The sequence below is a fragment of the Methylopila capsulata genome (genome assembly GCF_016907975.1).
Lineage (GTDB): Bacteria > Pseudomonadota > Alphaproteobacteria > Rhizobiales > Methylopilaceae > Methylopila > Methylopila capsulata.
In genome coordinates this window covers 324495-345406 of the sequence record NZ_JAFBCY010000004.1, presented here as the reverse complement: position 1 = coordinate 345406, position 20912 = coordinate 324495, and the positions used below count along the sequence as shown (strand labels likewise).

Sequence of the window (20912 nt, the reverse complement as noted above, 5' to 3'; positions counted from 1 at the left end):
TCAAGAGGCGTTCTCAACCAAAGAGAACGCCTCTTGAACTGGATTCAGCCATCCGGCGCCGTGGCCAAACGACAAACCCATTTTATCGTAGTTCGGCAAAAATCGCCTGAAGTCGCCATCTTTGCGCTGCTGTCCCGCCTTGCCAGGCGTGGATAGCCACAGCGTATGCGAATGCTTGATAACATCCGCTACGACCGCGCTGGGGACCACGTAGGACACTGGCATCGAATCCACGTTCTTTCCAAAATCAACAAACGCATAGAATAGATTTGGTGATATGATCCGCTCGTGCTTGGAGCTCATATGCCAGCCGCCGTCTGTGCCTTTCTCGACACGAGTTTTGACTTGAACGGCGCATACCCGATCACCAACGTCGTCCGTGACAATAATGTCAGTATGAGGGACACCCGCCGGGGCCAGCGCTGCAATCAATCCTCGACGCAAAAGCTGGCACATAACGTAGTGCTCGCCAGCGGCTCCAAGCACTGTGGTTTTGGAGACCATGTGATCACCTAATTCCGGCTGATTTCCGTAGGTCGAGGCTGATGACTATTTTCACGATAGAACAAGCCGAAGTTGAACTCGAAGCCCTCATTGAGATGGTCGAAGCTGGCAGACGCGTGCTCATCGTGGGCACGTCGGGCCGGCTAGTCGAATTGCAACCTATTCCACCTGACGAGAATTCTAGGGGCGAACAGATTTATGATGCGTGACGACTGGTGCGCAGCGACCTACCTGCGCTTCGAGGACGAGCGCACGCGGCCCTCCGCGGACCTGCTCGCGCGCGTGCCGCTCACGACCGCGGGCCTCGTCGTCGATCTCGGCTGCGGCCCGGGCAACTCGACGGAGCTGCTCGCCCGCCGCTTTGCCCAAGCGGAGGCGGTCGGCGTGGACACGTCTCCCGACATGCTGGCCGCAGCGCGCAAGCGCCTGCCCGGCGCCCGCTTCGTCGAAGCCGACGTCGCGACCTGGGTCCCGGAGCGGCCGGCCGACGTGATCTTCGCCAACGCGGTGCTGCAGTGGCTGTCGCACCACGACACCCTGCTGCCGCGGCTCATGGGCCTGCTCGCTCCCGGCGGCGCCCTCGCCATCCAGATGCCCGACAATCTCGACGAGCCGTCGCACCGGGCAATGCGCGAGGTCGCGCTCGATCCCCGCTGGCGGGAGCGTCTCGCGCGGGCCGCCGCCGCCCGGACGGCGCTGCCGTCGCTGGAGGCCTATTACGACATGCTGCGGCCGCATGCGGCGCAGGTCGACGTCTGGCGCACCACCTACGCCCACCCGCTCGACGGGGCCGAGGCGATCGCGGACTGGCTGAAGGCGACGGGTCTGCGCCCGTTCCTCGACCCGCTCGACGCCAGCGAGCGCGAGGCCTTCGTCGCGGCCTATGTGGAGCGGGCGCGCCGGCTCTACCCCGCGCTCTCCGACGGCAAGGTTCTGCTGCGTTTTCCCCGGCTGTTCATCGTCGCGACGCGCGCATGAGCCGCGACCTGCTGGGCGCGGTCTCCGTCCACCCCGGCCGCCGGCTCACGGCGCGGCTCGCCCAGACGCTGGCGGTCGCCGGCGCCGCGAGCTTCGAGACCGCGCCGGTCGCCGGACTGACGCTGACCCTCGAGGGCGTGCCCGGCGATCCGCACGCCGGCTTCACCCGCCGCGCCGGGCCGCGCGAGCCATGGCATCCGCGTGGAACCGAGATCCGCTCGGGCCGCCAGCTCTCCATCGTCTCCGTCGAGGAGCTTGCGGAGATCGCGGGCGCCATGGGGCTTCCCGCGGTCGAGGCGGGCTGGATCGGCGCCGACCTCGTCTTGGACGGCCTGCCGAGCCTGTCGTTCCTGCCGGCGGGAACGCGTCTGTTCTTCGAGGGCGGCGCCTGCGTGGTGGTCGAGGCGCAGAATGCGCCGTGCCGGGACGCCGGGCGGGCCATCGCCGGCCACACGGGACGGCCGGGTGACGAACTCAGCTTCCCGAAGATCGCCAAGCGCCTCAGGGGCGCGGTCGCGAGCGTGGAGCGCGCCGGAGAGGTCACGGCCGGCTCTGATGTGACCGTCCGCGTGCCCGAGCAGTGGGTCTATTAGGACGAAACCCGGCCCTGCGGCTCCCGCGCCCCAGCTCGGCGATGTTCAAATCGCTCGCGACCCCTATGTTCCGCAAGGCGCGCGGGTCCGACGTCCCGCTCGCGCCTCTCGGAGATTCGCACGCATGACCGATGTCGCCGTCCTGTTCGACCGCCTCGCCGAGCTTCGCCGCGAGGCCGAGGGCCTGACGCTCCGAAAACTCTTCGCCGACGACGCCGAGCGGTTCGCCCGCTACTCGGTGAAGCTGGACGACCTGCTCTTCGACTACTCCAAGACCCACATGACGCCCGAAGCGCTTGAGCTGCTGGTCGCGCTCGCCAAGGCCGCCGACGTCGAGGGGCGTCGCGACGCGATGTTCGCGGGCGAGAAGATCAACGTCACCGAGGACCGCGCGGTGCTGCACACGGCGCTGCGCGCGCCCGAGGGCGCCTCGATCCTGGTCGACGGCGTCGACGTGATGCCGGAGGTGCTGGCCGAGCGCCGCAAGGCCGCCGACTTCGCGGAGGCCGTCCGCGCCGGCGTGCTCGAAGGCGCGACCGGCGAGCGCTTCACCGACGTGGTCAACATCGGCATCGGCGGCTCCGACCTCGGCCCCGCCATGGCGGCGCTCGCGCTCAGCCCCTACACGCAGCAGGGCCTTCGCGGGCACTTCGTCTCGAATGTCGACGGCTCGCACATCACCGACGTGCTGCGCCATCTCGACCCGACGAGCACGCTGATCCTTGTCGCCTCCAAGACCTTCACCACCATGGAGACCATGGCGAACGCCCATGAGGCGCGGCGCTGGCTCGTGGGCGCGCTGGGGGAAGCGGCGGTGGGCGCGCACTTCGCGGCGATCTCGACCAACGCCAGGGCGGTCGAGGCCTTCGGCATGAGCGCGGACCGCATGTTCCGCTTCTGGGACTGGGTCGGCGGGCGCTACTCGCTGTGGTCGGTGATCGGCCTGTCGCTGACCATCCTGATCGGCGGCAAGAACTTCGACGCCTTCCTGGCCGGCGGCCACGAGATCGACGAGCACTTCCGCACGGCGCCGCTCGACCGCAACATCCCGGCGCTGATGGGGCTGATCGGGATCTGGCACCGCAACGTCTGCGGCTACGACACCCACGCGGTGCTGCCCTACGACCAGCGGCTCGCGCGCTTCCCGGCCTACCTCCAGCAGCTCGACATGGAGTCGAACGGCAAGTCGGTGACGCTCGACGGCGCGCCGGTCGCGACCAAGACCGGACCGATCGTGTGGGGCGAGCCCGGCACCAACGGGCAGCACGCGTTCTACCAGCTGCTGCACCAGGGCACGAACGTGGTCCCGGCGGACATCCTGCTCGGCGCCGTTCCGCACGAGCATGTGGCCGACCAGCACGCCATGCTGCTCGCGAACGGGCTGGCGCAGGGCGAGGCCTTCATGAAGGGGCGCACGACCGAGGAAGCGGTGGCGCAACTCGAAGCGTCCGGCGTCGACGCGGCGGAAGCGACCCGACTCGCCCCGCACAAGACCTTTCCCGGCGACCGCCCGACCTCGACCATCGCCTATCGCACGCTGGATCCGCGCACGCTCGGCCGCCTGATCGCCCTCTACGAGCACAAGGTGTTCGTGCAGGGGACGATCTGGGGGATCAACTCGTTCGACCAGTGGGGCGTGGAGCTCGGCAAGGAGCTCGCAAGCCGGCTGATCCCGGTGGTGAAGGGCGAGAGGGGCACGGAGGAGCTGGACAGCTCCACTAGGGGGCTCGTCGAGCATCTGGCGAAGCTGCGGGAGGCCTAGGCGGGCCGCTCATCGAGCTCGCCCCGCAGCGCCGCCCGGTCCTCGCCTTGACTTTTCCTCTTCGCACATGCGAATAGACGGCATCGCACACGATGCGAGCCCTCGCGTCCAGGCCGCGTGAGTCGGGCCCCTCGCCCGAACCTGCCGGACGCCCACGAACCTCCTCGACAGCCCAGATCACGCGGGGCGCGTCTCAACGCACCCGCCGTCGCCGCGCGCGCCTTTTCGAGGCCTGACGCGCAAGCGCACGGCTGCATTCGAAAGCTTTAGCACCTTGACCAAGTTCACCGATCTCGGCCTGTCGCAGCCCATTCTCCAGGCGCTCTCGGCCGACGGCTACGAAACCCCCACCCCGATTCAGGCCCAGGCCATCCCGGCGCTGCTCTCCGGCCGCGACCTGATGGGCATCGCCCAGACAGGCACCGGCAAGACCGCCGCCTTCGCGCTGCCGATCATCGAGAAGCTCGTCGCGAACCCGCGCATGGCCCCGCGCCGCGGCTGCCGCGCGCTGATCCTGTCGCCGACCCGCGAGCTCGCCAGCCAGATCGCGGACTCCTTCCGCTCCTATTCCAAGAACCTGAAGCTCTCGATCGCCGTCGTGTTCGGCGGCGTCGCCGCCGGCCCGCAGGTCCGCAAGCTCTCGAACGGCGTCGACATCCTCGTCGCGACGCCGGGCCGCCTGCTCGACCACATCGACGGCAAGATGCTGCGGCTGGATCAGGTCGAGTTCTTCGTGCTCGACGAAGCCGACCAGATGCTGGACCTCGGCTTCATCCATTCGATCCGCCGCATCCTGCCGATGCTGCCGCACCGTCGCCAGACGATGTTCTTCTCGGCCACCATGCCGAAGACCATCAAGGACCTCGCCGACGCCATGCTGACCGACCCGGCCATGGTCCAGGTGACGCCCGTCGCCAAGACCGCGGATCGCGTCGAGCAGAGCGTCGTGTTCGTGGAGCAGGCCGGCAAGAAGACCGTTCTGGTCGACGTGCTGCGCTCGCCCGAGATCGGCCGCGCGCTGATCTTCACCCGCACCAAGCACGGCGCCGACAAGGTCGTGCGCCAGCTCGAGGAGGCCGGCATCGCCTCCGCCGCGATCCATGGCAACAAGAGCCAGGCCCAGCGCGAGCGCGCGCTCGGGTCGTTCAAGACCGGGCACATCAAGACGCTGATCGCGACCGACATCGCCGCCCGCGGCATCGACGTCGACGGCGTCACCCATGTGGTGAACTACGACGTGCCGAACGTGGCGGAATCCTACGTCCATCGCATCGGCCGCACGGCGCGCGCCGGCGCGGCGGGCCTCGCCATCACGCTGGTGGCGAACGACGAGCGCGCCTATCTCCGCGACATCGAGCGCCTGATCAAGCAGTCGATCCCCTCGACCGACCGCCGTTCCGAGGCCGGAAAGGCCGAGCCGGAAGGCGCGGGCGCCGCGTCCAAGACGGGTCAGAACCGTGGCGGCGGCAGCGGCCGGCCGCAGGGCCAGGGTCGTCCGGCCGGCGGCGGCCAGCGCAACCAGCAGCCGCGCCGCGACGGCGGCCGTCCCGGCGGCGAGAGCGGCAATCGCACCGCTGAGCCGCGTCGCCAGCACGCCGCCCCGCAGGGCGCGCGGAACGACGGCGGCCGCGGCTCCGAAGGCGGCATCTCCGGCGTCGGCTTCCTGAAGGCGAACGGCGGCGGTGCAAAGCCCGGCGGTCGCCGCCCGCGTCGCGACGGTCGTCCGCAGGGCGATCGCCGTCAGGCCGACCACGGCTGACGCCCCCCGCCGCGCTTGCCCCTGCGGACCCTTGATGCGACGTTTCTCGTCACAGAGTGACGGGGGTTGCGGAAGTTGACGACTGTGAACGTGCGCGACATTCGCGAGGCGCTCGCACGGGGCGACTGGCCGGCCGTCTTGAAAGACGCCGGTAAGGAAGCGGCGTGGCGTCAGCCCGGCGTCCTGAAGATCTTCATTCGGGCGGCCTGCGAGGTCCAGGACCTGAACGGACTGGACCGCGCGGCGAGCTTCGCCGAGACAGCGTCGAAAGACTGGCCGCCGCAGCAGCGGTTCGCGATCGTGCGTGAGATCGCCCGCTCCGGGGCGCCTGTCCCGGCATGGCGGCTGCTATCGTCGTTTCCCGCGGACGCCGGCGACCCGGCGTTCATTCGCGAGGCGTCGCGGATCATCCCCTACGTGAAGGACGGGACGACCAGGCGCGAGATCCAGGACGCGCTGTCGCAAAAGCTGAGACGCTCCGAGGCCACGCCTTTGGAGCGCTCTTCGGCGGCGTTCCCCGCGCCCGGCGCGATCCCGAGGCCGCCTGCGGACATCACCATAGCGGCGAGTTCCGCCACCCCTCAACGCCATGTCGAAGGTCTGCGGGACGCGATCGTGGAGCATCGCAAACGGACCCAGAAAGGCTCCGGTCCAGCGGTTTTCGAACGCCGTGACGTGTTCGTGAGCCGGATCGGTCAGATCTGGGACGAGCGCGGCGTCGTTTACGCGACCGCCTCCCGCGAACCGCCGAACGTCACCCGCGAAGACGTCCCGACCATCGACGAGGGGTTTTCGGTCGCTGGCGCGTCGCGCGGAATCTATCACTGGCTCGCGGAGCGGGTCGCGAACCTGTCCTGGATGTTCGAGCCCGGAGCTCCGCGGGTGACCGTTCTTCAGAGCGGCGGAGCGCCTGAGTTCGAGCGCGACACGCTGGCCTTGGCGGGGCTGTCGAACAGCCCGCTCCACGTCATAGACGAGGCGGTGTTCGTGCGCCGCCTCCTGATCGCGCGAACCGGCTTCGCCGGCCTGCGCTACTGGGACAGGGTCGCGCCCGTTTTCGAAGCGATGAAAGCGTCTGCTCGCGAGGCTGCGACGGCGGAGGGCGTCGAGCCGAACCGTCTGCTCTACATCTCCCGGAGCCGGGCGGCGCGGCGCATCATGGCGAACGAAGCGGAGCTGGAAGCGGCGCTGCGCGCCCGCGGCTACGCCATCGTCCTCTTCGAAGATCTCCCGCTGTGGCGACAGGTGTTTCTCACGACGCACGCCGAGCATGTCATCTCGCCGCACGGCGCGGGCCTGTCGCATATCCTCTTCAGGTCCCCCGGAACTCGGGTGACGGAGTTGCTGCCGATCCGGGACGGCACCTACGGGCTGCGGTTCAACTACGCCCGCCTCAGCTCGACGCTCGGCCTGGATTACACGGCGTGGCTCGAGCCTCAGGTGGGCGCCGACGACTCGTGGCGCATGGACATCCCGGCCTTCCTCGCGCATCTCGACGCGCGAAGCTGATCCGCGGCGATCTCAGCCCGGCGGCGTGAACCGCTGTTCGGCGCAGCGTTCCTTCAACATCATGAGCGCGCCGGCGATTGATCTGAGCGCCCACGTCTCACTGCGTGGTGGTCGATTTCACGATGGCCACGCCGTCGGCCGCGCCGCAGGTCGTGTCGAGTTGGGGGCCGAGCCAGGCGAGCGCCGGTCCCAGTTCGCGCCGCCATAAGGGCCACTCGTGGCGGCCCGGGACGATCGTCAGCTTGCTGTCGACGCCCGCCCTCAGCAAAGCGAGATGCAGTTCGGTCGAGCCCTGCACGATGCCGCCCGGGTCGTGGTCTCCGGCGTTGATGTAGATCTTCGGCTTCTCGCGCAGCAGCGCGAGCCGCGGCGCCTTGGGAAACAGGTTGGCCGCGTTGAAGCGCGAGACCTTGAAGGGCGTGCCGAAGGCGCCGTCGTAGAAGGTGCGCGCGCGTCTCAGACGGCTGGTCATCTGCGGCGCGATCGGTTGGGTCAGACTGCCGGAGAGGCTGACCCCGAAGCCGAACCTACGCGGCTTGTCGAACGCGAACAGCAGCGCGCCGTAGCCGCCCATCGACAGGCCGGCGGCCGCCCTGCCCCCGCGGCAGGCCGCCGTCGGCAGGCTCCGGTCGATCGCATTGACGAGATCGCGCGTGATCGCGGTCTCCATCAGGCCTTCGCCTTGCGGATCGGGGTTGTCGACGTACCAGCTGTTGCCGGCGTAGGGCATGACCACGACCGTCGGGGGCATAGCCCCCTCCGCGATCGTCTTGTCCATCGTGGTCGCGAGCCCGCCCGCATCGAGCCAGTCCGCCTCGCCCGGCCCGCCGCCGTGCAGCAGGTAAAGCACGGGCCAGCGCGTGCCGGGCGCGGGCTCCCCGGCGGGCTTGTAGAGGCTGTAGCGCAGCGGCTTGCCGAGAGCGGGACTGGGCGCCTTGAGGTCCCGCTCCACGACCCCGCCGGAGACGGCGGGCGTCGCGGCGCTCAAGACCAGGGCCGCGGCGGCGAGGCTGGCGGACAGGATACGCGTGATCAACGGGCGCTCTCCGACGGGCGGGCAACCGGGAGCGGCGCGGGCGGCGTCAGAACGTCGTCGGGGCCGTCACGATGTTATTGCGCGCACGATCAGAAAAGCACGCCCAAATGGTCGGCGCCGGCCTTGCGCTTTTGCATGCGTTCAAGGCGTCGGCCTGGTCCCGTCAGGCGCTCCGGTCGAGGCCACGTCGTGGCCGCAGGTGGGATCGAGCTTGGGCCCGAGCCACGTCAGGGAGCTAGCGAACTCACGCCGCCACGTCTCCCAATCATGCTGGCCCGGGCCGATCCGGAAGGTGCTGTCGACGCCCGCCCGCAGCAGCGCGACATGCAGCCGCGTCGTGTTCTGCAGCAGACCCCCACGATCGCGGTCGCCGATCGACAGGTAGACGTCCGGCTGCGGCGCGGCGCCCTTTTCGAGCGTGCGGAGGCGCGTGAAGAGGTTCCAGGCGTTGAACCGCTCGCGATCGAGCGGCCGGCCGAAGGCGCCGTCGTAGAAGGCGTCGGCGCGCTTCAGCCGCGCGACGTCGTTGCGGTCGATCGGCGGGCTCACGGCGCCCGCGAGGCTGATCGCCGCGGAAAACACCTCGGGCGCGTCGATCGCGAACAACAGCGCGCCGTATCCGCCCATGGACAGGCCGCCCACCGCCCGCCCCTCGCGGCAGGCCGCGGTGGGAAACCGCTGGTCGACCGCCGCGACGAGGTCGCGGACGATCGCCGTCTTCATCAGGCCGTGGCCACCGGGATCCGGGTTGTCGACATACCAGCTGTAAGGCGCGACGGGCGTCACCACGAGCGCCGGCGGCATCGCGCCCTCGGCGATCGCCCGGTCCATTGTCTCGGCCAGGCCGCCCTGGTCGAGCCAGTCCGACACGCTGGGACGGCCTTCGAGGAGGTAGACCACGGGCCAGCGCTCGCCGCCGGTGGGCTGCGTCGCCGGGCGGTAGAGATTGTATTCGATCGCGCGGCCCAGCGCCGGGCTCCAGGTCGTCTGGTTGCGTTCGACGACGCCCTGGGCCTCCGCTCCGGTGGAGGCGAGAAGGCAGCTCAGGACGGCGGAGGCTCGTCGACGCATCGGGCACCATTCAACGGCATGTGAGCCGGAACATAGGGCTCCCAGCGCTCCGCGCCGTTCAGAATCTCGTGCGCCGGAACGCGCCCGGCTGGGCGATCGGCTTCGGCTGGCCCTGATCTGGAGCAGCCGGACCTCAGCCGAGACCTGAACCGTTGGTGCGGACGGCGGGACTCGAACCCGCATGCCTTGCGGCGCAAGATTTTAAGTCTCGTGCGTCTACCGGTTTCGCCACGTCCGCCCGTGCGGCAAGGTATGGACACGAAAAAGGCGCGCCGCAACTGCGACGCGCCTTCCAGCAATCGATAACGACGTAGGCTTACGAGCCGAACGGACGGCGGACCTGGGTCGCCGCGTCGGAGATGCCGAGACGGTCGAGGTCGGCGGCGTTCGGAGTCCGGTGCGACTCGACCGCCGATGCGACGCGGCCGGCGGCGAACACGAGACCAATGGTCTCCATCACCTCACGAGCCATGTTGCGGATGCGAAGCGCCGGCAGAGGGCGGCCCATCGCGACGGAAAGATTGCGAGCCACGTTCGATCTCCAAAGTTCCTGGAACCCGTTGGTTCCTGGCACTCAAGATAAGCCCGATGCCGCATCGCACAATGCGCGTTGTCCTCGACGGAGGCATGCTACTTTCGCATAACTCCTTTCGACCGCTTTCACACTATCGCAACAGTCCGACTCATCCCGCCGCGCCCTCGCGGATCGGCGGCTGGAAGGCGAGGCCCATGTCCCAGGGGAAATAGATCCAAGTGTCCTGGCTGACCTCCGTGACGAAGGTGTCCACCAGCGGCCGGCCCTGCGGCTTGGCGTAGACGGTGGCGAAATGCGCCTCCGGGAGCATGGCGCGGACGCAGCGCGCGGTGCCGCCGGTGTCGACCAGATCGTCGACGATCAGCACGCCCCGCCCCTGCCCGCCTCCGAGCGCCGCCACCGACGCCGCAACCTCTTTCAGCACGGTCATCGCGCCCTGCGTGTCGTAGTCGTGGTAGCTCGCGACGCAGACCGTCTCGATCACCCGGATGTCGAGTTCGCGCGCCACGATCGCCGCCGGCACCAGCCCGCCGCGGGTGACGCTGACGATCGCCTTGAAGCCGCCGACCGCCTCCGCGTCCGCCGTCAGGCGCCAGGCGAGCGCACGGGCGTCGCGATGAAACTGCTCCCACGAAACGGGAAAGATCTTCTCGGGGCCGGGAGCCGCCATGGTGGTCGTCCTCTTGAGGCCTCAGCGCAGGCCGGCGAGCATCGCCTCGACCGCGGCCTTCGCCGCGGCGAGCGCCTCGGGATCGCGCGAGCGGATCACGATGTTGGTGTTGAAGCCGCCCTCGTCCACGAAGGGATAGCTGCCTATCGCGACGCCGGGATGAGCCTTCTGCACGGCGCCGAGCGGCGTCGCAATGTCGCCCTCCTTGGCGTCGGCCCGCACGCTCTCGCTCAGGACTTTGACGCCCGCCGCGAGCGTCGGCCCGACCTCGTCGAGCATGGCCTGCATGATCGAGGGCACGCCGGCGAAGACGAAGACGTTCTCGAGCCGGAAGCCCGGGGCCTTAGAAACCTTGTTGGCGATGAGGTCCGCGCCGAAGGGAATGCGGGCCATGCGCAGCCGGCCCTCGTTGAGGTCCGCCGCGTTGGGAAAGCGCTCCCGCAGCATCGCGACGGCCCGAGGATCGTGGTCGATGCCGACGCCGAAGGCTTTCGCCACCGAATCGGCGGTGATGTCGTCGTGCGTCGGGCCGATGCCGCCGGTCGTGAACAGGTAGGTGTTGCGGGCGCGGAGCGCGTTGATCGCCTCGACGATGGCCGCCTCGTCGTCCGCCACGACGCGCACCTCCTTCAGGTCGATCCCGATGTTGGTGAGATACTGCGCGATGTAGCCGCTGTTGCTGTCCCGCGTGCGTCCCGAAAGCACCTCGTCGCCGATCACGAGGACGGCGGCGGTGGCGGGCGTGTTCGACATGGGATCGGCCTTGCGATGGGAGGACGTGGCGGAGATAGAGGAGCGATCGGCGGCGAACAAGCGAGGCGCCGCCTCGGGAGCCGCTTCGCCTGAAGGAGACAGCCGTGACGCCGCTCATCAACATCGACGTTCCGGATCTCGCCGCCGCCGTGCGGTTCTACCGCGCGGCCTTCGGCCTGGCGCCGACGCGCCGGATCGGCGACGCCGCGGTGGAGATGGCGGGCTGGCCGACGCCGGTCTATCTGCTCCAGCGCGGGGAGCACACCTCGACCGCCGGACGCGCGCGCCGCTCCTACGCCCGGCACTGGACGCCGCTGCATCTCGACGTCGTCGTCGACGACGTCCGGGCCGCGCGCGACCGCGCGGCGGCGGCCGGGGCGGTCGTCGAGGGCGAGATCGCCGCCCACGACTGGGGCTCCCTCGTCACGCTGTCCGATCCCTTCGGCCACGGCTTCTGCCTCATCCAGTTCCACGGCGACGGATACGGCGCGATCTCCACGGCGGCCGACGATCTCTGAGATGGACGCCGCCACGCCCGCGTTCCCCGTGCTGCCCTACCCGGCCACGCTCGTGCCCGGCCGGCTGGTCCGCCGCTACAAGCGCTTCCTCGCCGACGTCCGGCTCGACGACGGCCGCGAGGTGGTCGCCCATGTGGCGAATTCGGGCTCGATGATGGGGCTTTCCACGCCCGGAATGCGCGTCTGGCTCTGCCCGAAGACCAGCGGGTCTCTGCTGTGGTCCTGGGCGGTGGTCGAGGTGGAGATCGACGGGCGTCCGACGCTGGTGGGCGTCGACACCGGAGCGCCCAACAAGCTCGGGCTCGCGGCGGTCGCCGCCGGCCTGCTGCCCGCCTTCGCCGGCTACGACAGCGTACGGCGCGAGGTGCGCTACGGCGTCAACAGCCGCATCGACCTGCTGCTCGAAAGCGCAGGCCGGCCGAAGGCCTTCGTCGAGATCAAGAACGTCCACCTGTGGCGTCGCGGCGCGCTCGCGGAGTTCCCGGACGCGGTGACCGCCCGGGGCGCGAAGCATCTCGTGGAGCTCTCGAACGAGGTCGCGGCCGGGGCCCGCGCGGCGATGCTGTTCATCGTGCAGGGCCCGGCGGCCGGCTTCGCGATCGCCCGCGACGTCGACGCTGCGTATGGTCGCGCCTTCGACCTGGCTCGCGCCCGCGGCGTCGAGGCGCATTGCTGGAGCGCGACGGTCACGCTGGACGGCGTCCGGCTCGACCGCGAGGTCCCGATCGTTGACTGACCTCTGAGGGTCAGCTTCCCAGCGCCGCCAGCCGGTCGAGCGCGGCGGAGAAGCCGTTCAGCGAGACGCTGAAGCTCGTCACCTGGCCGTCGCTCTGGTTGAGAGAGGACACCGTCAGGCGCTGGCCCTTCTTCATCGCGTCCGTCGCCGCCGCGGGGAACGACACCGGCAGCACGCAGCCCTGCGGCACGCAGGTGGAGAAGCGCAGGCCGCTCCCGAAATCCTTGTCGTCGAGGGTGAGGATGGCGCCGTTGTCGAGCTTCAGGCCGAAGGGCATCAGCACCGCGCCCTCGGTCTTCCCGTCCGCCGGCACGCGCAGCTCGATCGCGAACACGCGGCGGCCGGACTGCTTGTCGCCTTGCGCCTGCGACAGCAGGCAGCTCTTGCGACTGTCCGCGACCCGGCAATCCACGGTCCAGTCGCCGTAGGTCTCGTTGATGGAGCCCGCGCCATTGGGCAGCGCCGCGGCGGCGGGCTGTCCCGGAGCCTGCGCCTTCGCCGCCTGAGCGTCGGTCGGCTGCGGCTGCGTCGTCCGGTCGTTCTTCCGCAGCCGGTCGGTGGCGGCCTTCATCTCCTCGGGCGTCGGCTGCTGGGCGAAGGCGGCCGGAGCGGCCGCCAAGGCGGCGGCGAGAAGGATGGCGGCGCTGAAGCGGAGCATGACGGGGGCTCTTCCAAAACATCGAACGGCGGATGCAGGCCGCTTTACACCAAAGGCGCCGCGCAAGGTAAGTCCCTCGCCGCAGGAGATCGCAAAAGCGGCAGAACTGCAAAGTATAGAATAGATCTAAAGTTCAACCGTGACAGCGGACCGGCGCGGCGATCGAGCGCCTGACGCGCACGCCCGCCGGATGCTATCTGTCCTGCGACGCAACCACGCACGGACGGGCGCCCGACGCATGAGATTCGAAGGCACGACCTCCTACGTCGCGACGGAGGATCTCAAGATCGCCGTCAACGCCGCCGTGACGCTGGAGCGGCCGTTGCTGGTGAAGGGCGAACCGGGCACGGGCAAGACCGTGCTCGCCCGCGAAATCGCCCAGGCGCTCGGCGCCCCATTGCTCGAGTGGCACGTGAAGTCGACGACGAAAGCCGTTCAAGGGCTTTACGAATACGACGCCGTCGCCCGGCTTCGCGACGGTCAGCTCGGCGACCCGCGCGTGTCCGACATCGCCAACTACATCCGCAAGGGCCCGCTGTGGACCGCCTTCGCGGCGGAGCGCCGCCCGGTGCTGCTGATCGACGAGATCGACAAAGCGGACATCGAGTTCCCGAACGACCTGCTGCTCGAGCTCGACCGCATGGAGTTCCACGTGCCCGAGACCGGCGAGACGGTGAAGGCCGCCCGCCGGCCGGTCGTGATCATCACCTCGAACAACGAGAAGGAGTTGCCGGACGCTTTCCTTCGCCGCTGCTTCTTCCACTACATCCGCTTTCCCGATCCGGACACCATGGCCGCGATCGTGGAGACGCATTTTCCCGGGCTGAAGAAGCGCTTGCTGTCGGAGGCTCTCGCGCTGTTCTACGAGGTGCGCGATGCGCCCGGGCTGCGCAAGAAGCCCTCGACCAGCGAGTTCCTGGACTGGCTGAAGCTGCTGCTGGCCGAGGACGTGGCGCCCGAGACCCTGCGCGCGAAGGATCCGCGCCGGGCCATCCCGCCGCTCCACGGCGCGCTGCTGAAGAACGAGCAGGACGTCCAGCTGTTCGAGCGCATGGCCTTCATGATGAGGCGCGAGGGACGATAGCGCGCCCGTCGACCGGGACTCAGACGAGCGCCAGCGACTTCTCGAACACGGTGAGGCCCGTCAGGCAGTCCTCCATCGCGCGGCGGGCGCGGGGGCGCGGCACGTCGAGGGCCTTGGCGACCGTCTCGAGGCGGTGGTTCGGGAGGTCCTTCACGCGGCCCTGTGCGAAGCGCATGGCGCACACGGTCGTCGCCGGCGCCGTCAGGCCGGCGCGCTCTGCCTCGGCGACGAGGAAAGCGTGGTCGAAGCCGATGTTGTAGGCGACCAGGGGATCCTCGCCGACGAAGGCGAAGAAGCTCGCCAAGGCGTCCTTTGGCTCGGGCGCCTCGGCGAAGGCGGCGTCGTCGAGGCCCGTCATCGCCCTGACGAAGGCGGGAATCGCCCGGTCCGGCTTGACCAGCGACTGGAAGGCCGACAGTTCGCCGGTGGCGCGGTCGAACTTGAGGGCCGCGATCTCGATCACGCGGTCCCGCTTCGGCGTCAGGCCCGTCGTCTCGAGGTCGAAGAAGACATAGCGGCTTTCGCCGGCGGCGATGCGTTCAAGCGGCGTGGACATCTCTTTCCGATCGGGACTCGACTGGCGCGTGCGGCGGGACGTTAACGGATCGTTCCTACGGTATCGAAAAGAGCGTCGCCAGAAGCTTTTCGCCACGATCACAGCGTGGCATAGCCTCCACCCATGTCGCACAACAGCTTCGGCCACCTCTTCCGCGTCACCACCTTCGGCGAAAGCCACGGCCCCGCCATCGGCGCGGTGGTCGACGGCTGCCCGCCGCGGCTGACCTTCCGGCGGGACGACGTCCAGGCCGCGCTCGACCGCCGGCGCCCCGGCCAGTCGCGTTTCACCACCCAGCGGCGCGAGCCGGACGAGGTCGAGATCCTGTCGGGGGTGCTGGAGGCCGAGGACGGCCTGCTCACGACCACCGGCACGCCGATCGGACTGCTGATCCGGAACGTCGACCAGCGCTCGAAGGATTACTCCAACATCGCCCAGAGCTACCGCCCGGGGCATGCGGACGTGACCTACGACATGAAGTACGGCGTGCGGGACTACCGCGGCGGCGGGCGCTCGTCCGCGCGCGAAACCGCCATGCGTGTGGCGGCCGGCGCCATCGCGCGCCTTGTTCTCCCGAACGTCACCATCCGCGCTGCGCTCGTCGCCATGGGCGAGATCGAGATCGATCGGTCGCGCTGGGATTGGGCGGAGGTCGACCGCAACCCGTTCTTCTGCCCCGATCCGGTCGCGGCGAAGGAGATGGAGGCCTATCTCGACGGGATCCGCAAATCAGGCTCCTCGGTCGGGGCGGTGCTCGAGGTCGAGGCGGACGGCGCGCCCGCAGGCCTCGGGGCGCCGATCTACGGCAAGCTCGACGGCGACCTCGCGGCGGCGCTGATGAGCATCAACGCGGTCAAGGGCGTCGAGATCGGCGCGGGATTCGCCGCGGCGCGCCTCACGGGCGAGGACAACGCCGACGAGATGCGGGCCGGGAACGACGGCAAGCCGGTGTTCCTGTCGAACAAGGCCGGCGGCGTCCTCGGGGGCATCTCGACCGGGCAGGCCATCGTCGCGCGCTTCGCGGTGAAGCCGACCTCGTCGATCCTCACGCCGCGCCGGTCGATCGACGCCTCGGGCGCCGACGTCGACGTCTCGACCAAGGGCCGTCATGACCCCTGCGTCGGCATCCGCGCCGCGCCCGTCGGCGAGGCGATGGTCGCCTGCGTGCTCGCGGACCACGTCCTGCGACATCGCGGCCAGACCGGCGGCTGATCAAAGGCTTGACGCGTCGTCCGGGCGGCCCGAAACCGGGGCGCGTCCAGACGGCGATTTCGACGACGCGACCGAAGGCGCGGTTGGTCCGCGGCGAGGTAAATCCGTTGTCACGAACGCGCCGTACGAGACCGCATAGGCGCACCCCCTCGGGGCCGCGTTTTCAACTTGAGAAACCCGCCGGCCGGTAAGCAGTCCCCGAGCCGGCGGTTTTTTTTGCTCTCCGCGCCCCATGGTCCAAGCTGATGTTCGGCGCGGGCGGCGGATCCCTGCCCCTGGCGACCTCAACCGGAGGGCTGCGGCCATGGAGCGATTTACAGGTGGTTGTCTCTGCGGCGATGTCCGGATCGTGGCGTCGGGACGTCCCTACCGGGTCGGGCTCTGTCACTGCCTCGACTGCCGCAAGCACCACGGCGCGCTGTTTCACGCCTCCGCGGTGTTTCCCCAGGATGCGGTCGCGGTCCACGGCGAACCGCGCTCCTACGCCGGACGGCTTTTTCTGTCCCCGTTGCGGCTCGTCGGTGTTCGCGCGCACGGGCGACGAGGTCGAAGTGAACCTCGGATCTCTCGACGCGCCCGACCAGCTGCGTCCCACCTACGAAAGCTGGACCGTCCGTCGCGAGTCCTGGCTGCCGCCGTTTCCGCTGCCGCGCCGTTACGGCGGCGACCGCGACCCCACGGGGCGGTCCGAGGACTGAGCTAGGGGCGCTGCGTGTCGAAAAGGTTGCCGGCGACCTCGCGCACCGTCGGAGGACGGCGTTCGACGAAGGGCAGAGGCCGGCAGACCGCCATGGCGGCGAGGCCGACGCGGGCCGTCAGAAGACCGTTCAGCACACCCTCCCCCAGCCGCGCCGAAAGCTTCGCCGCAAGGCCATGGCCGAGCACCTGCTCCAGCAGACCGTCGCCGACCCCCATGCCGCCGGTCACGGCCAGATGGCCAAGCACATGCTTCGCCAGCTTGAAGAAGCCGAGCGACCCCGGGCGGCCGCCGTAGATCGTCCCGATCCGCCGGATGAGTCGCATGGCCTCCACCGCCACGAAGGCGAGATCCACGATGGCGCGCGGCGACACCGCGGTCACCACCGACACGCGCTTGGCGGACGACGCGATCGCGCGCGTCGCCTCTACGTCGAGCGCCGCCAGCAGTTCGCGCTCTGCGATCTTGAGACGGTCTGAGCCGTCGATGATGTCGTCGTCGTGGGCGGCGATGGCGCGGCGCGCGCGCGCCGTCTCCGGCCGCGCGGCGTAGAGCGCCATCACGTCCGCGATCACGCGCTTGGCGGCCTTGGCGTCGTCGCTCGCGTGCGCGGCGTCCGCCGCCTCCCGCAGGTGCTCGATCCGCGACAGGCGCATGAGGCCAGCGGCCTCTCGCCCGATGATGGCGAGGCCGGCCAGCGCCGCGAGCCCGGCGAGACCGAGCGCGACCCACCCCAGCCAGTCCGAGCGCGCGAACAGGTCCTCGACCACCCGCGTCGCCCACAGGCCGACCGCAAGACTGACGAGGCCCCCGAGAGCGCCGAAGAACAGGTTGCCGAGCGACAGCCCCTTGCGCCGCGGCGCGACAGGCGCGGCCGCCGGCTCCTCGACCTCGAAGGGATCGGGCTGCGAGGTCACGACCACGCCGCCGCGCGAGGTGGCGACCGTCTCGTCGGGAGCGGCCATCACCACGGAGGGATCGTTCAGGCGGAAGGCGGTCGGCCGCCGCGGGGCCTGCCGCCGCGGGTCGTTTGACGGAGCGTCGGTCACAGCAACGCGTCTCCCAGCAGGAATTCGAGCGTGCGGTCGAGCCGGATGTGCGGAAGCTGCGTGACCCCGCGCTCGGGCGCGAGCCTCGGCGGACGAAACTTCACGAAGCGGATGTCGCCGCCGTCGTCGCTCACCGCGCGGCCGCGGTAGCCGCCAGCGCTGAGCGCCGTCTCAGGGTCCTCCGGCAGATCGCCGGGGAACACCGCGATCTCCTCCTGGCCGTCGAACACCTGGCCTCCGGAGCGCTCGCCCGCCTCCGGCACGCCCACGATGACGGGGAGATCGTCCCGGCCCTGCCGCGCCGTAGCTTCCCGTGTGGCCCGCACCGCGGCCAGCGCCACGACGTCGACCGCCGCGCCGTCGAACTCCGCATTCTTGATCGCCCGTCCGACGAGGCGCCGCAGGATCGCCTCGAGCCGGTCATGGCTGGTGTGATGCAGGTGGTCGGCCTTGGTGGCCGCGAACAGCAGCCGGTCGACCTTCGGCCGGAACAGGCTGGTGAGCCACGAGTTCCGGCCGTGCCGGAACGCCGCGAGCACGTCGGTCAACGCCACCTCGAGATCCGCGACCGCTTCGGGGCCCGCGTTCAGCGCGGCCAGCGCGTCGACGAGCACGACCTGGCGGTCGAGCCGCGCGAAGTGGTCGCGGAAGAACGGTTTCACGACGTGGTTGCGGTAGGATTCGTAGCGCCGCTCCATCATCGCCCACAGCGACCCGGTCGGGGCCTCGCCTTCGGCCGGAAGGTCGAGCGGCGCGAAGGTCAGCGCCGGGCTGCCGTCGAGATCGCCCGGCATCAGGAAGCGGCCGGGCGGGAGCGTCGACAGCGCGACGCGTTCGCCGCGGCCTGCAATCAGATAGGCGCGGAACAGCGCGGCCGCCTGCCGGGCGGCGGTTTCGTCTTCGCGGGCGGTCGGATCGAGGGTCGCGAGATGGGCCCGCCATTCGGCGGCGAGCGGCGCGCGCGTTGGGCCGTCAGAGGCTTGCAGCGTCTTCTGCGACCAGGTCCGGAAGTCCTGCGACAGCAGGGCGAGATCGAGCAGCCATTCGCCGGGGTAGTCGACGATGTCGAGCGTGAGGCGACGGCCCGGCCGCTGCCGGCTGAGAAAGCCGGAGCGGCTTTCGAAATCGACCACCACGCGCAGCTCGGAGATCCGCCGGGTGGACTCGGGCCAGTGCCGGTCGGCGCCGGTCAACGCCCTCAGATGGGTCTCGACCTCGAACCGCGGCACGGCGTCGTCCGGCTGCGGCGCGAGCCGCGCCCCGGCGATGCGGCCCTGGCCGTAGGCGCGAAACGCGGGCAAGCGGCCGCCCTGCGTCAGGGCGTTGACCAGCGCGGTGAGGAACACGGTCTTGCCCGCGCGCGACAGCCCGGTGACGCCGAGCCGCAGCGTCGGATCGAGCGTGCCTGCGGCGGCGTCGAGCAGGCTCTGCGCCGCGATCCGGGCTTCGTGGGCAAGGTCGCCGAAGTTCATGCGACGTCGAGGCCGAGGCTCTTGGGGGTGACGAACCGGTCGAGCCGTCCCGCGCGCGGCGCAGTCTCGGTCCAGCGATCGAATGGCAAATCGAGCACCGCGATCGCGGCCGTCGGAAACTTCACCGACAGCAGCCGCCGGGCCTCCGGGTCCCCCGAGCCCGCCAGCAGGTCGACCAGATCCGCGAGGCCGGGATTGTGGCCGACGAGCATCAACGTCTGCGCCTCCGACGGCGCGGAGCGGATCAGGTCCAGCAAGCCCTGGGCGGACGCCTCATAGGCCTCCCGCAACACGCGTGTCTCCGGAGCCGGCGAGAAGGCGCCCTTCGCGATGTCCCAGGTGGCTTTCGCGCGCTTGGCCGTCGAGCACAGCACGAGGTCGGGGCGGAAGCCCCGGCCCGCCAGCCACGCCCCCATGGGCCCGGCGGCCTTTCGGCCGCGGGTGGCGAGGCCGCGGTCATGGTCGGCGGTCGCGGCCAGCGACCAATCGGACTTCGCGTGACGGAACAGAATGAGACGGCGCATGGATCCCCGGAATTCACAGCCGCGACGATTCCACGGCGCTGCAGGAGGTGGGGGCCTCAAACGCCTTTCTCAAGCCTCGCCGTTCACGACTCGGAAACCTTCCATGGCGTTTCCATGGGTGGCGCCAGGGTGAACGGCGGATGAACGCCGCGTTCGGACCGAGTTCAACGTCGCTCGGCGAAACTGATCACCGTGGCCGAAAGGTCACTTTCTAGGAAAAGCTTTCGCCGAAAGGTGATCAAGACGTTTCGGCGCCTTTGTTTCACCATCGCAGTCGCACACTTCAGAAAGGCGCCCGCAGCGTATCAGCGGGGTTGGAGTTTAAAGTCATCATGTCGAGCATCATGGAACAGTACGAGCAACGCACCGGCGGGGAATTCGCGACTGCGATCGACCTCGCCCACCTCTCCCGCCAGACCCTTGGCGACCGGACCCTCGAGCGCGAGGTCCTCGAGCTCTTCCGCCGTCAGGCGCGCATCCTCCTCTTCCGTTTCGAAGCGGTGACCTGCCCGTCCGAGCGCGCCCAGATCGCGCACACGCTGAAGGGCTCGGCCCGCGGCGTCGGCGCCGGTCGCGTGGCCTATGCGGCCGACGAGCTCGAGCGCGCGGCGAACGCCGGCGAGCCTACCGGCAAGGCTCTCGCCGAAGTCGCCGAGTCCGTCGCAGAGGCGACCTCCGCGATCGAACTGCGCTTCGGGTTCGACCGCTGAGCCTTCAGGCTTCGAACGTACGGGCCGGCTGGATCAGCCGGCCGCGATCTGAACGCGCGACGACGGCGACCGGCCGGCGTCTGGCGCGCGGATGCGAAACGCTCTAAACAGCCCGCCGAAGGATCGGCCGCGGCACGGCGGGCCGGTCCGTCTGTGCAAGAGGCGGCGCGGCGATGGCCCAGATCACCTTCACCGATCATGACGGCGGCGAACGCACGGTCGAGGCGCGAGAGGGCCAGACCGTGATGGAGGTCGCCATCGCGAACGACGTCCCCGGCATCGAGGCCGAGTGCGGCGGCGGATGCTCCTGCGCGACCTGCCACGTCTACGTGGACGAGGCCTGGAGCGAGGTGGTCGGCGGTCCGACCCCGATGGAGGAGGACATGCTGGACTTCGCCTTCGACGTCCGGCCGTCCAGCCGCCTCTCCTGCCAGATCAAGATCACGTCGGCGCTCGACGGCCTCAAGGTGACGACCCCTCAGCGTCAGGGCTGACGCCGTTCGGCCGCCGGTCCTTTTCCCGGGGC

The 20912-nt window shown here is 69.7% G+C and carries 22 protein-coding genes, 1 tRNA gene and 1 pseudogene; 12 read left to right on the top strand and 12 right to left on the bottom strand.

Annotated features, from left to right (window positions below; genetic code table 11):
• Entirely contained in the window at positions 1-504 is a 504-nt protein-coding gene (locus tag JOD31_RS17530; protein WP_204951725.1) for a hypothetical protein, read from the bottom strand.
• 201 nt (positions 505-705) lie between these two features.
• On the opposite strand from JOD31_RS17530, the gene tam reads away from it, so the two are divergent.
• The 5 genes from tam to JOD31_RS19680 all read left to right on the top strand — a co-directional run bounded on the left by tam (position 706) and on the right by JOD31_RS19680 (position 7105).
• Positions 706-1482, top strand: coding sequence for a trans-aconitate 2-methyltransferase (gene tam, locus JOD31_RS17525; RefSeq protein ID WP_204951724.1), 777 nt, complete (start codon positions 706-708; stop codon positions 1480-1482).
• Positions 1479-2075 carry an MOSC domain-containing protein gene (locus JOD31_RS17520; protein ID WP_204951723.1) on the top strand — a complete coding sequence of 199 codons (597 nt, stop codon included), beginning with the start codon at positions 1479-1481 and terminating at the stop codon, positions 2073-2075. Before tam ends, JOD31_RS17520 begins: the two co-directional genes overlap by 4 nt.
• A gap of 124 nt (positions 2076-2199) precedes the next feature.
• Entirely contained in the window at positions 2200-3837 is a 1638-nt protein-coding gene (gene pgi / locus JOD31_RS17515; protein ID WP_204951722.1) for a glucose-6-phosphate isomerase, read from the top strand.
• A gap of 274 nt (positions 3838-4111) precedes the next feature.
• A complete protein-coding gene (locus JOD31_RS17510) occupies positions 4112-5596 on the top strand; it encodes a DEAD/DEAH box helicase (RefSeq protein WP_204951721.1) in 1485 nt (494 codons plus the stop codon).
• Between the two features lie 90 nt (positions 5597-5686).
• Positions 5687-7105, top strand: coding sequence for a glycosyltransferase family 61 protein (locus JOD31_RS19680; protein ID WP_204951720.1), 1419 nt, complete (start codon positions 5687-5689; stop codon positions 7103-7105).
• A 97-nt stretch (positions 7106-7202) separates the two neighbouring features.
• On the opposite strand, the gene JOD31_RS17500 is transcribed toward JOD31_RS19680, so the two are convergent.
• The 6 genes from JOD31_RS17500 to JOD31_RS17475 form a co-directional block, all read right to left on the bottom strand.
• On the bottom strand, positions 7203-8141 hold the full coding sequence (locus JOD31_RS17500) for an alpha/beta hydrolase (protein ID WP_204951719.1): 939 nt from the start codon (positions 8139-8141) through the stop codon (positions 7203-7205).
• 141 nt (positions 8142-8282) lie between these two features.
• Positions 8283-9212: an alpha/beta hydrolase gene (locus JOD31_RS17495; RefSeq protein ID WP_204951718.1), complete on the bottom strand. Its 930-nt coding sequence runs from the start codon at positions 9210-9212 to the stop codon at positions 8283-8285.
• A 153-nt stretch (positions 9213-9365) separates the two neighbouring features.
• Positions 9366-9450 (bottom strand) — tRNA-Leu (locus JOD31_RS17490).
• Positions 9451-9528: 78 nt separating this feature from the next.
• The gene (locus JOD31_RS17485; RefSeq protein ID WP_103119779.1) at positions 9529-9744 is read right to left on the bottom strand and encodes a hypothetical protein; all 216 of its coding nucleotides are present in this window, start codon (positions 9742-9744) and stop codon (positions 9529-9531) included.
• A gap of 151 nt (positions 9745-9895) precedes the next feature.
• Positions 9896-10417, bottom strand: a complete 522-nt coding sequence (gene gpt, locus JOD31_RS17480; protein WP_204951717.1) for a xanthine phosphoribosyltransferase — start codon at positions 10415-10417, stop codon at positions 9896-9898.
• A 21-nt stretch (positions 10418-10438) separates the two neighbouring features.
• The gene (locus JOD31_RS17475) at positions 10439-11170 is read right to left on the bottom strand and encodes a competence/damage-inducible protein A (RefSeq protein WP_204951716.1); all 732 of its coding nucleotides are present in this window, start codon (positions 11168-11170) and stop codon (positions 10439-10441) included.
• A gap of 104 nt (positions 11171-11274) precedes the next feature.
• Between JOD31_RS17475 and JOD31_RS17470 the strand changes: the two genes are divergently transcribed.
• Entirely contained in the window at positions 11275-11688 is a 414-nt protein-coding gene (locus JOD31_RS17470) for a VOC family protein (protein ID WP_204951715.1), read from the top strand.
• Between the two features lies 1 nt (position 11689).
• Positions 11690-12424 (top strand): DNA/RNA nuclease SfsA, encoded by a 735-nt coding sequence (gene sfsA / locus JOD31_RS17465; RefSeq protein WP_246482567.1) that lies wholly within the window; start codon positions 11690-11692, stop codon positions 12422-12424.
• A gap of 10 nt (positions 12425-12434) precedes the next feature.
• Here sfsA and JOD31_RS17460 read toward each other — a convergent pair whose 3' ends face one another.
• The gene (locus JOD31_RS17460; protein ID WP_204951714.1) at positions 12435-13082 is read right to left on the bottom strand and encodes an invasion associated locus B family protein; all 648 of its coding nucleotides are present in this window, start codon (positions 13080-13082) and stop codon (positions 12435-12437) included.
• A gap of 238 nt (positions 13083-13320) precedes the next feature.
• On the opposite strand from JOD31_RS17460, the gene JOD31_RS17455 reads away from it, so the two are divergent.
• Positions 13321-14166, top strand: coding sequence for an AAA family ATPase (locus tag JOD31_RS17455; protein WP_204951713.1), 846 nt, complete (start codon positions 13321-13323; stop codon positions 14164-14166).
• A gap of 19 nt (positions 14167-14185) precedes the next feature.
• Here JOD31_RS17455 and JOD31_RS17450 read toward each other — a convergent pair whose 3' ends face one another.
• Positions 14186-14722 carry a 3'-5' exonuclease gene (locus JOD31_RS17450; protein ID WP_204951712.1) on the bottom strand — a complete coding sequence of 179 codons (537 nt, stop codon included), beginning with the start codon at positions 14720-14722 and terminating at the stop codon, positions 14186-14188.
• 123 nt (positions 14723-14845) lie between these two features.
• On the opposite strand from JOD31_RS17450, the gene aroC reads away from it, so the two are divergent.
• Together aroC and JOD31_RS17440 are read left to right on the top strand one after the other, a co-directional pair.
• Complete coding sequence (aroC, locus tag JOD31_RS17445) at positions 14846-15934, top strand: chorismate synthase (RefSeq protein ID WP_204951711.1); 1089 nt, start codon at positions 14846-14848, stop codon at positions 15932-15934.
• Between the two features lie 304 nt (positions 15935-16238).
• Positions 16239-16632: pseudogene (locus tag JOD31_RS17440) on the top strand (GFA family protein).
• A 1-nt stretch (position 16633) separates the two neighbouring features.
• On the opposite strand, the gene JOD31_RS17435 reads toward JOD31_RS17440, so the two are convergent.
• From JOD31_RS17435 to JOD31_RS17425, 3 genes are read right to left on the bottom strand one after another with little or no spacing between them, the layout of a single operon-like run.
• The gene (locus tag JOD31_RS17435) at positions 16634-17680 is read right to left on the bottom strand and encodes a YcjF family protein (RefSeq protein ID WP_204951710.1); all 1047 of its coding nucleotides are present in this window, start codon (positions 17678-17680) and stop codon (positions 16634-16636) included.
• A complete protein-coding gene (locus JOD31_RS17430) occupies positions 17677-19152 on the bottom strand; it encodes a YcjX family GTP-binding protein (protein WP_204951709.1) in 1476 nt (491 codons plus the stop codon). Before JOD31_RS17430 ends, JOD31_RS17435 begins: the two co-directional genes overlap by 4 nt.
• Entirely contained in the window at positions 19149-19676 is a 528-nt protein-coding gene (locus JOD31_RS17425) for a SixA phosphatase family protein (RefSeq protein ID WP_204951708.1), read from the bottom strand. The genes JOD31_RS17430 and JOD31_RS17425 overlap by 4 nt, the downstream gene beginning before the upstream one ends.
• Before the next feature lie 332 nt (positions 19677-20008).
• On the opposite strand from JOD31_RS17425, the gene JOD31_RS17420 reads away from it, so the two are divergent.
• The gene (locus JOD31_RS17420) at positions 20009-20386 is read left to right on the top strand and encodes an Hpt domain-containing protein (protein ID WP_204951707.1); all 378 of its coding nucleotides are present in this window, start codon (positions 20009-20011) and stop codon (positions 20384-20386) included.
• 173 nt (positions 20387-20559) lie between these two features.
• Positions 20560-20880: a 2Fe-2S iron-sulfur cluster-binding protein gene (locus JOD31_RS17415; RefSeq protein ID WP_204951706.1), complete on the top strand. Its 321-nt coding sequence runs from the start codon at positions 20560-20562 to the stop codon at positions 20878-20880.
• Positions 20881-20912 lie beyond the last annotated feature (32 nt).

Excerpts from the sequence above, each read along its gene's own strand:
- JOD31_RS17530 (WP_204951725.1), bottom strand. The coding sequence starts at position 504 with ATGGTCTCCAAAACCACAGTGCTTGGAGCCGCTGGCGAGCACTACGTT.
- tam (WP_204951724.1), top strand. The coding sequence starts at position 706 with ATGCGTGACGACTGGTGCGCAGCGACCTACCTGCGCTTCGAGGACGAG.
- JOD31_RS17520 (WP_204951723.1), top strand. The coding sequence starts at position 1,479 with ATGAGCCGCGACCTGCTGGGCGCGGTCTCCGTCCACCCCGGCCGCCGG.
- pgi (WP_204951722.1), top strand. The coding sequence starts at position 2,200 with ATGACCGATGTCGCCGTCCTGTTCGACCGCCTCGCCGAGCTTCGCCGC.
- JOD31_RS17495 (WP_204951718.1), bottom strand. The coding sequence starts at position 9,212 with ATGCGTCGACGAGCCTCCGCCGTCCTGAGCTGCCTTCTCGCCTCCACC.
- gpt (WP_204951717.1), bottom strand. The coding sequence starts at position 10,417 with ATGGCGGCTCCCGGCCCCGAGAAGATCTTTCCCGTTTCGTGGGAGCAG.
- JOD31_RS17475 (WP_204951716.1), bottom strand. The coding sequence starts at position 11,170 with ATGTCGAACACGCCCGCCACCGCCGCCGTCCTCGTGATCGGCGACGAG.
- sfsA (WP_246482567.1), top strand. The coding sequence starts at position 11,690 with ATGGACGCCGCCACGCCCGCGTTCCCCGTGCTGCCCTACCCGGCCACG.
- JOD31_RS17460 (WP_204951714.1), bottom strand. The coding sequence starts at position 13,082 with ATGCTCCGCTTCAGCGCCGCCATCCTTCTCGCCGCCGCCTTGGCGGCC.
- JOD31_RS17455 (WP_204951713.1), top strand. The coding sequence starts at position 13,321 with ATGAGATTCGAAGGCACGACCTCCTACGTCGCGACGGAGGATCTCAAG.
- JOD31_RS17450 (WP_204951712.1), bottom strand. The coding sequence starts at position 14,722 with ATGTCCACGCCGCTTGAACGCATCGCCGCCGGCGAAAGCCGCTATGTC.
- aroC (WP_204951711.1), top strand. The coding sequence starts at position 14,846 with ATGTCGCACAACAGCTTCGGCCACCTCTTCCGCGTCACCACCTTCGGC.
- JOD31_RS17430 (WP_204951709.1), bottom strand. The coding sequence starts at position 19,152 with ATGAACTTCGGCGACCTTGCCCACGAAGCCCGGATCGCGGCGCAGAGC.
- JOD31_RS17425 (WP_204951708.1), bottom strand. The coding sequence starts at position 19,676 with ATGCGCCGTCTCATTCTGTTCCGTCACGCGAAGTCCGATTGGTCGCTG.
- JOD31_RS17420 (WP_204951707.1), top strand. The coding sequence starts at position 20,009 with ATGTCGAGCATCATGGAACAGTACGAGCAACGCACCGGCGGGGAATTC.
- JOD31_RS17415 (WP_204951706.1), top strand. The coding sequence starts at position 20,560 with ATGGCCCAGATCACCTTCACCGATCATGACGGCGGCGAACGCACGGTC.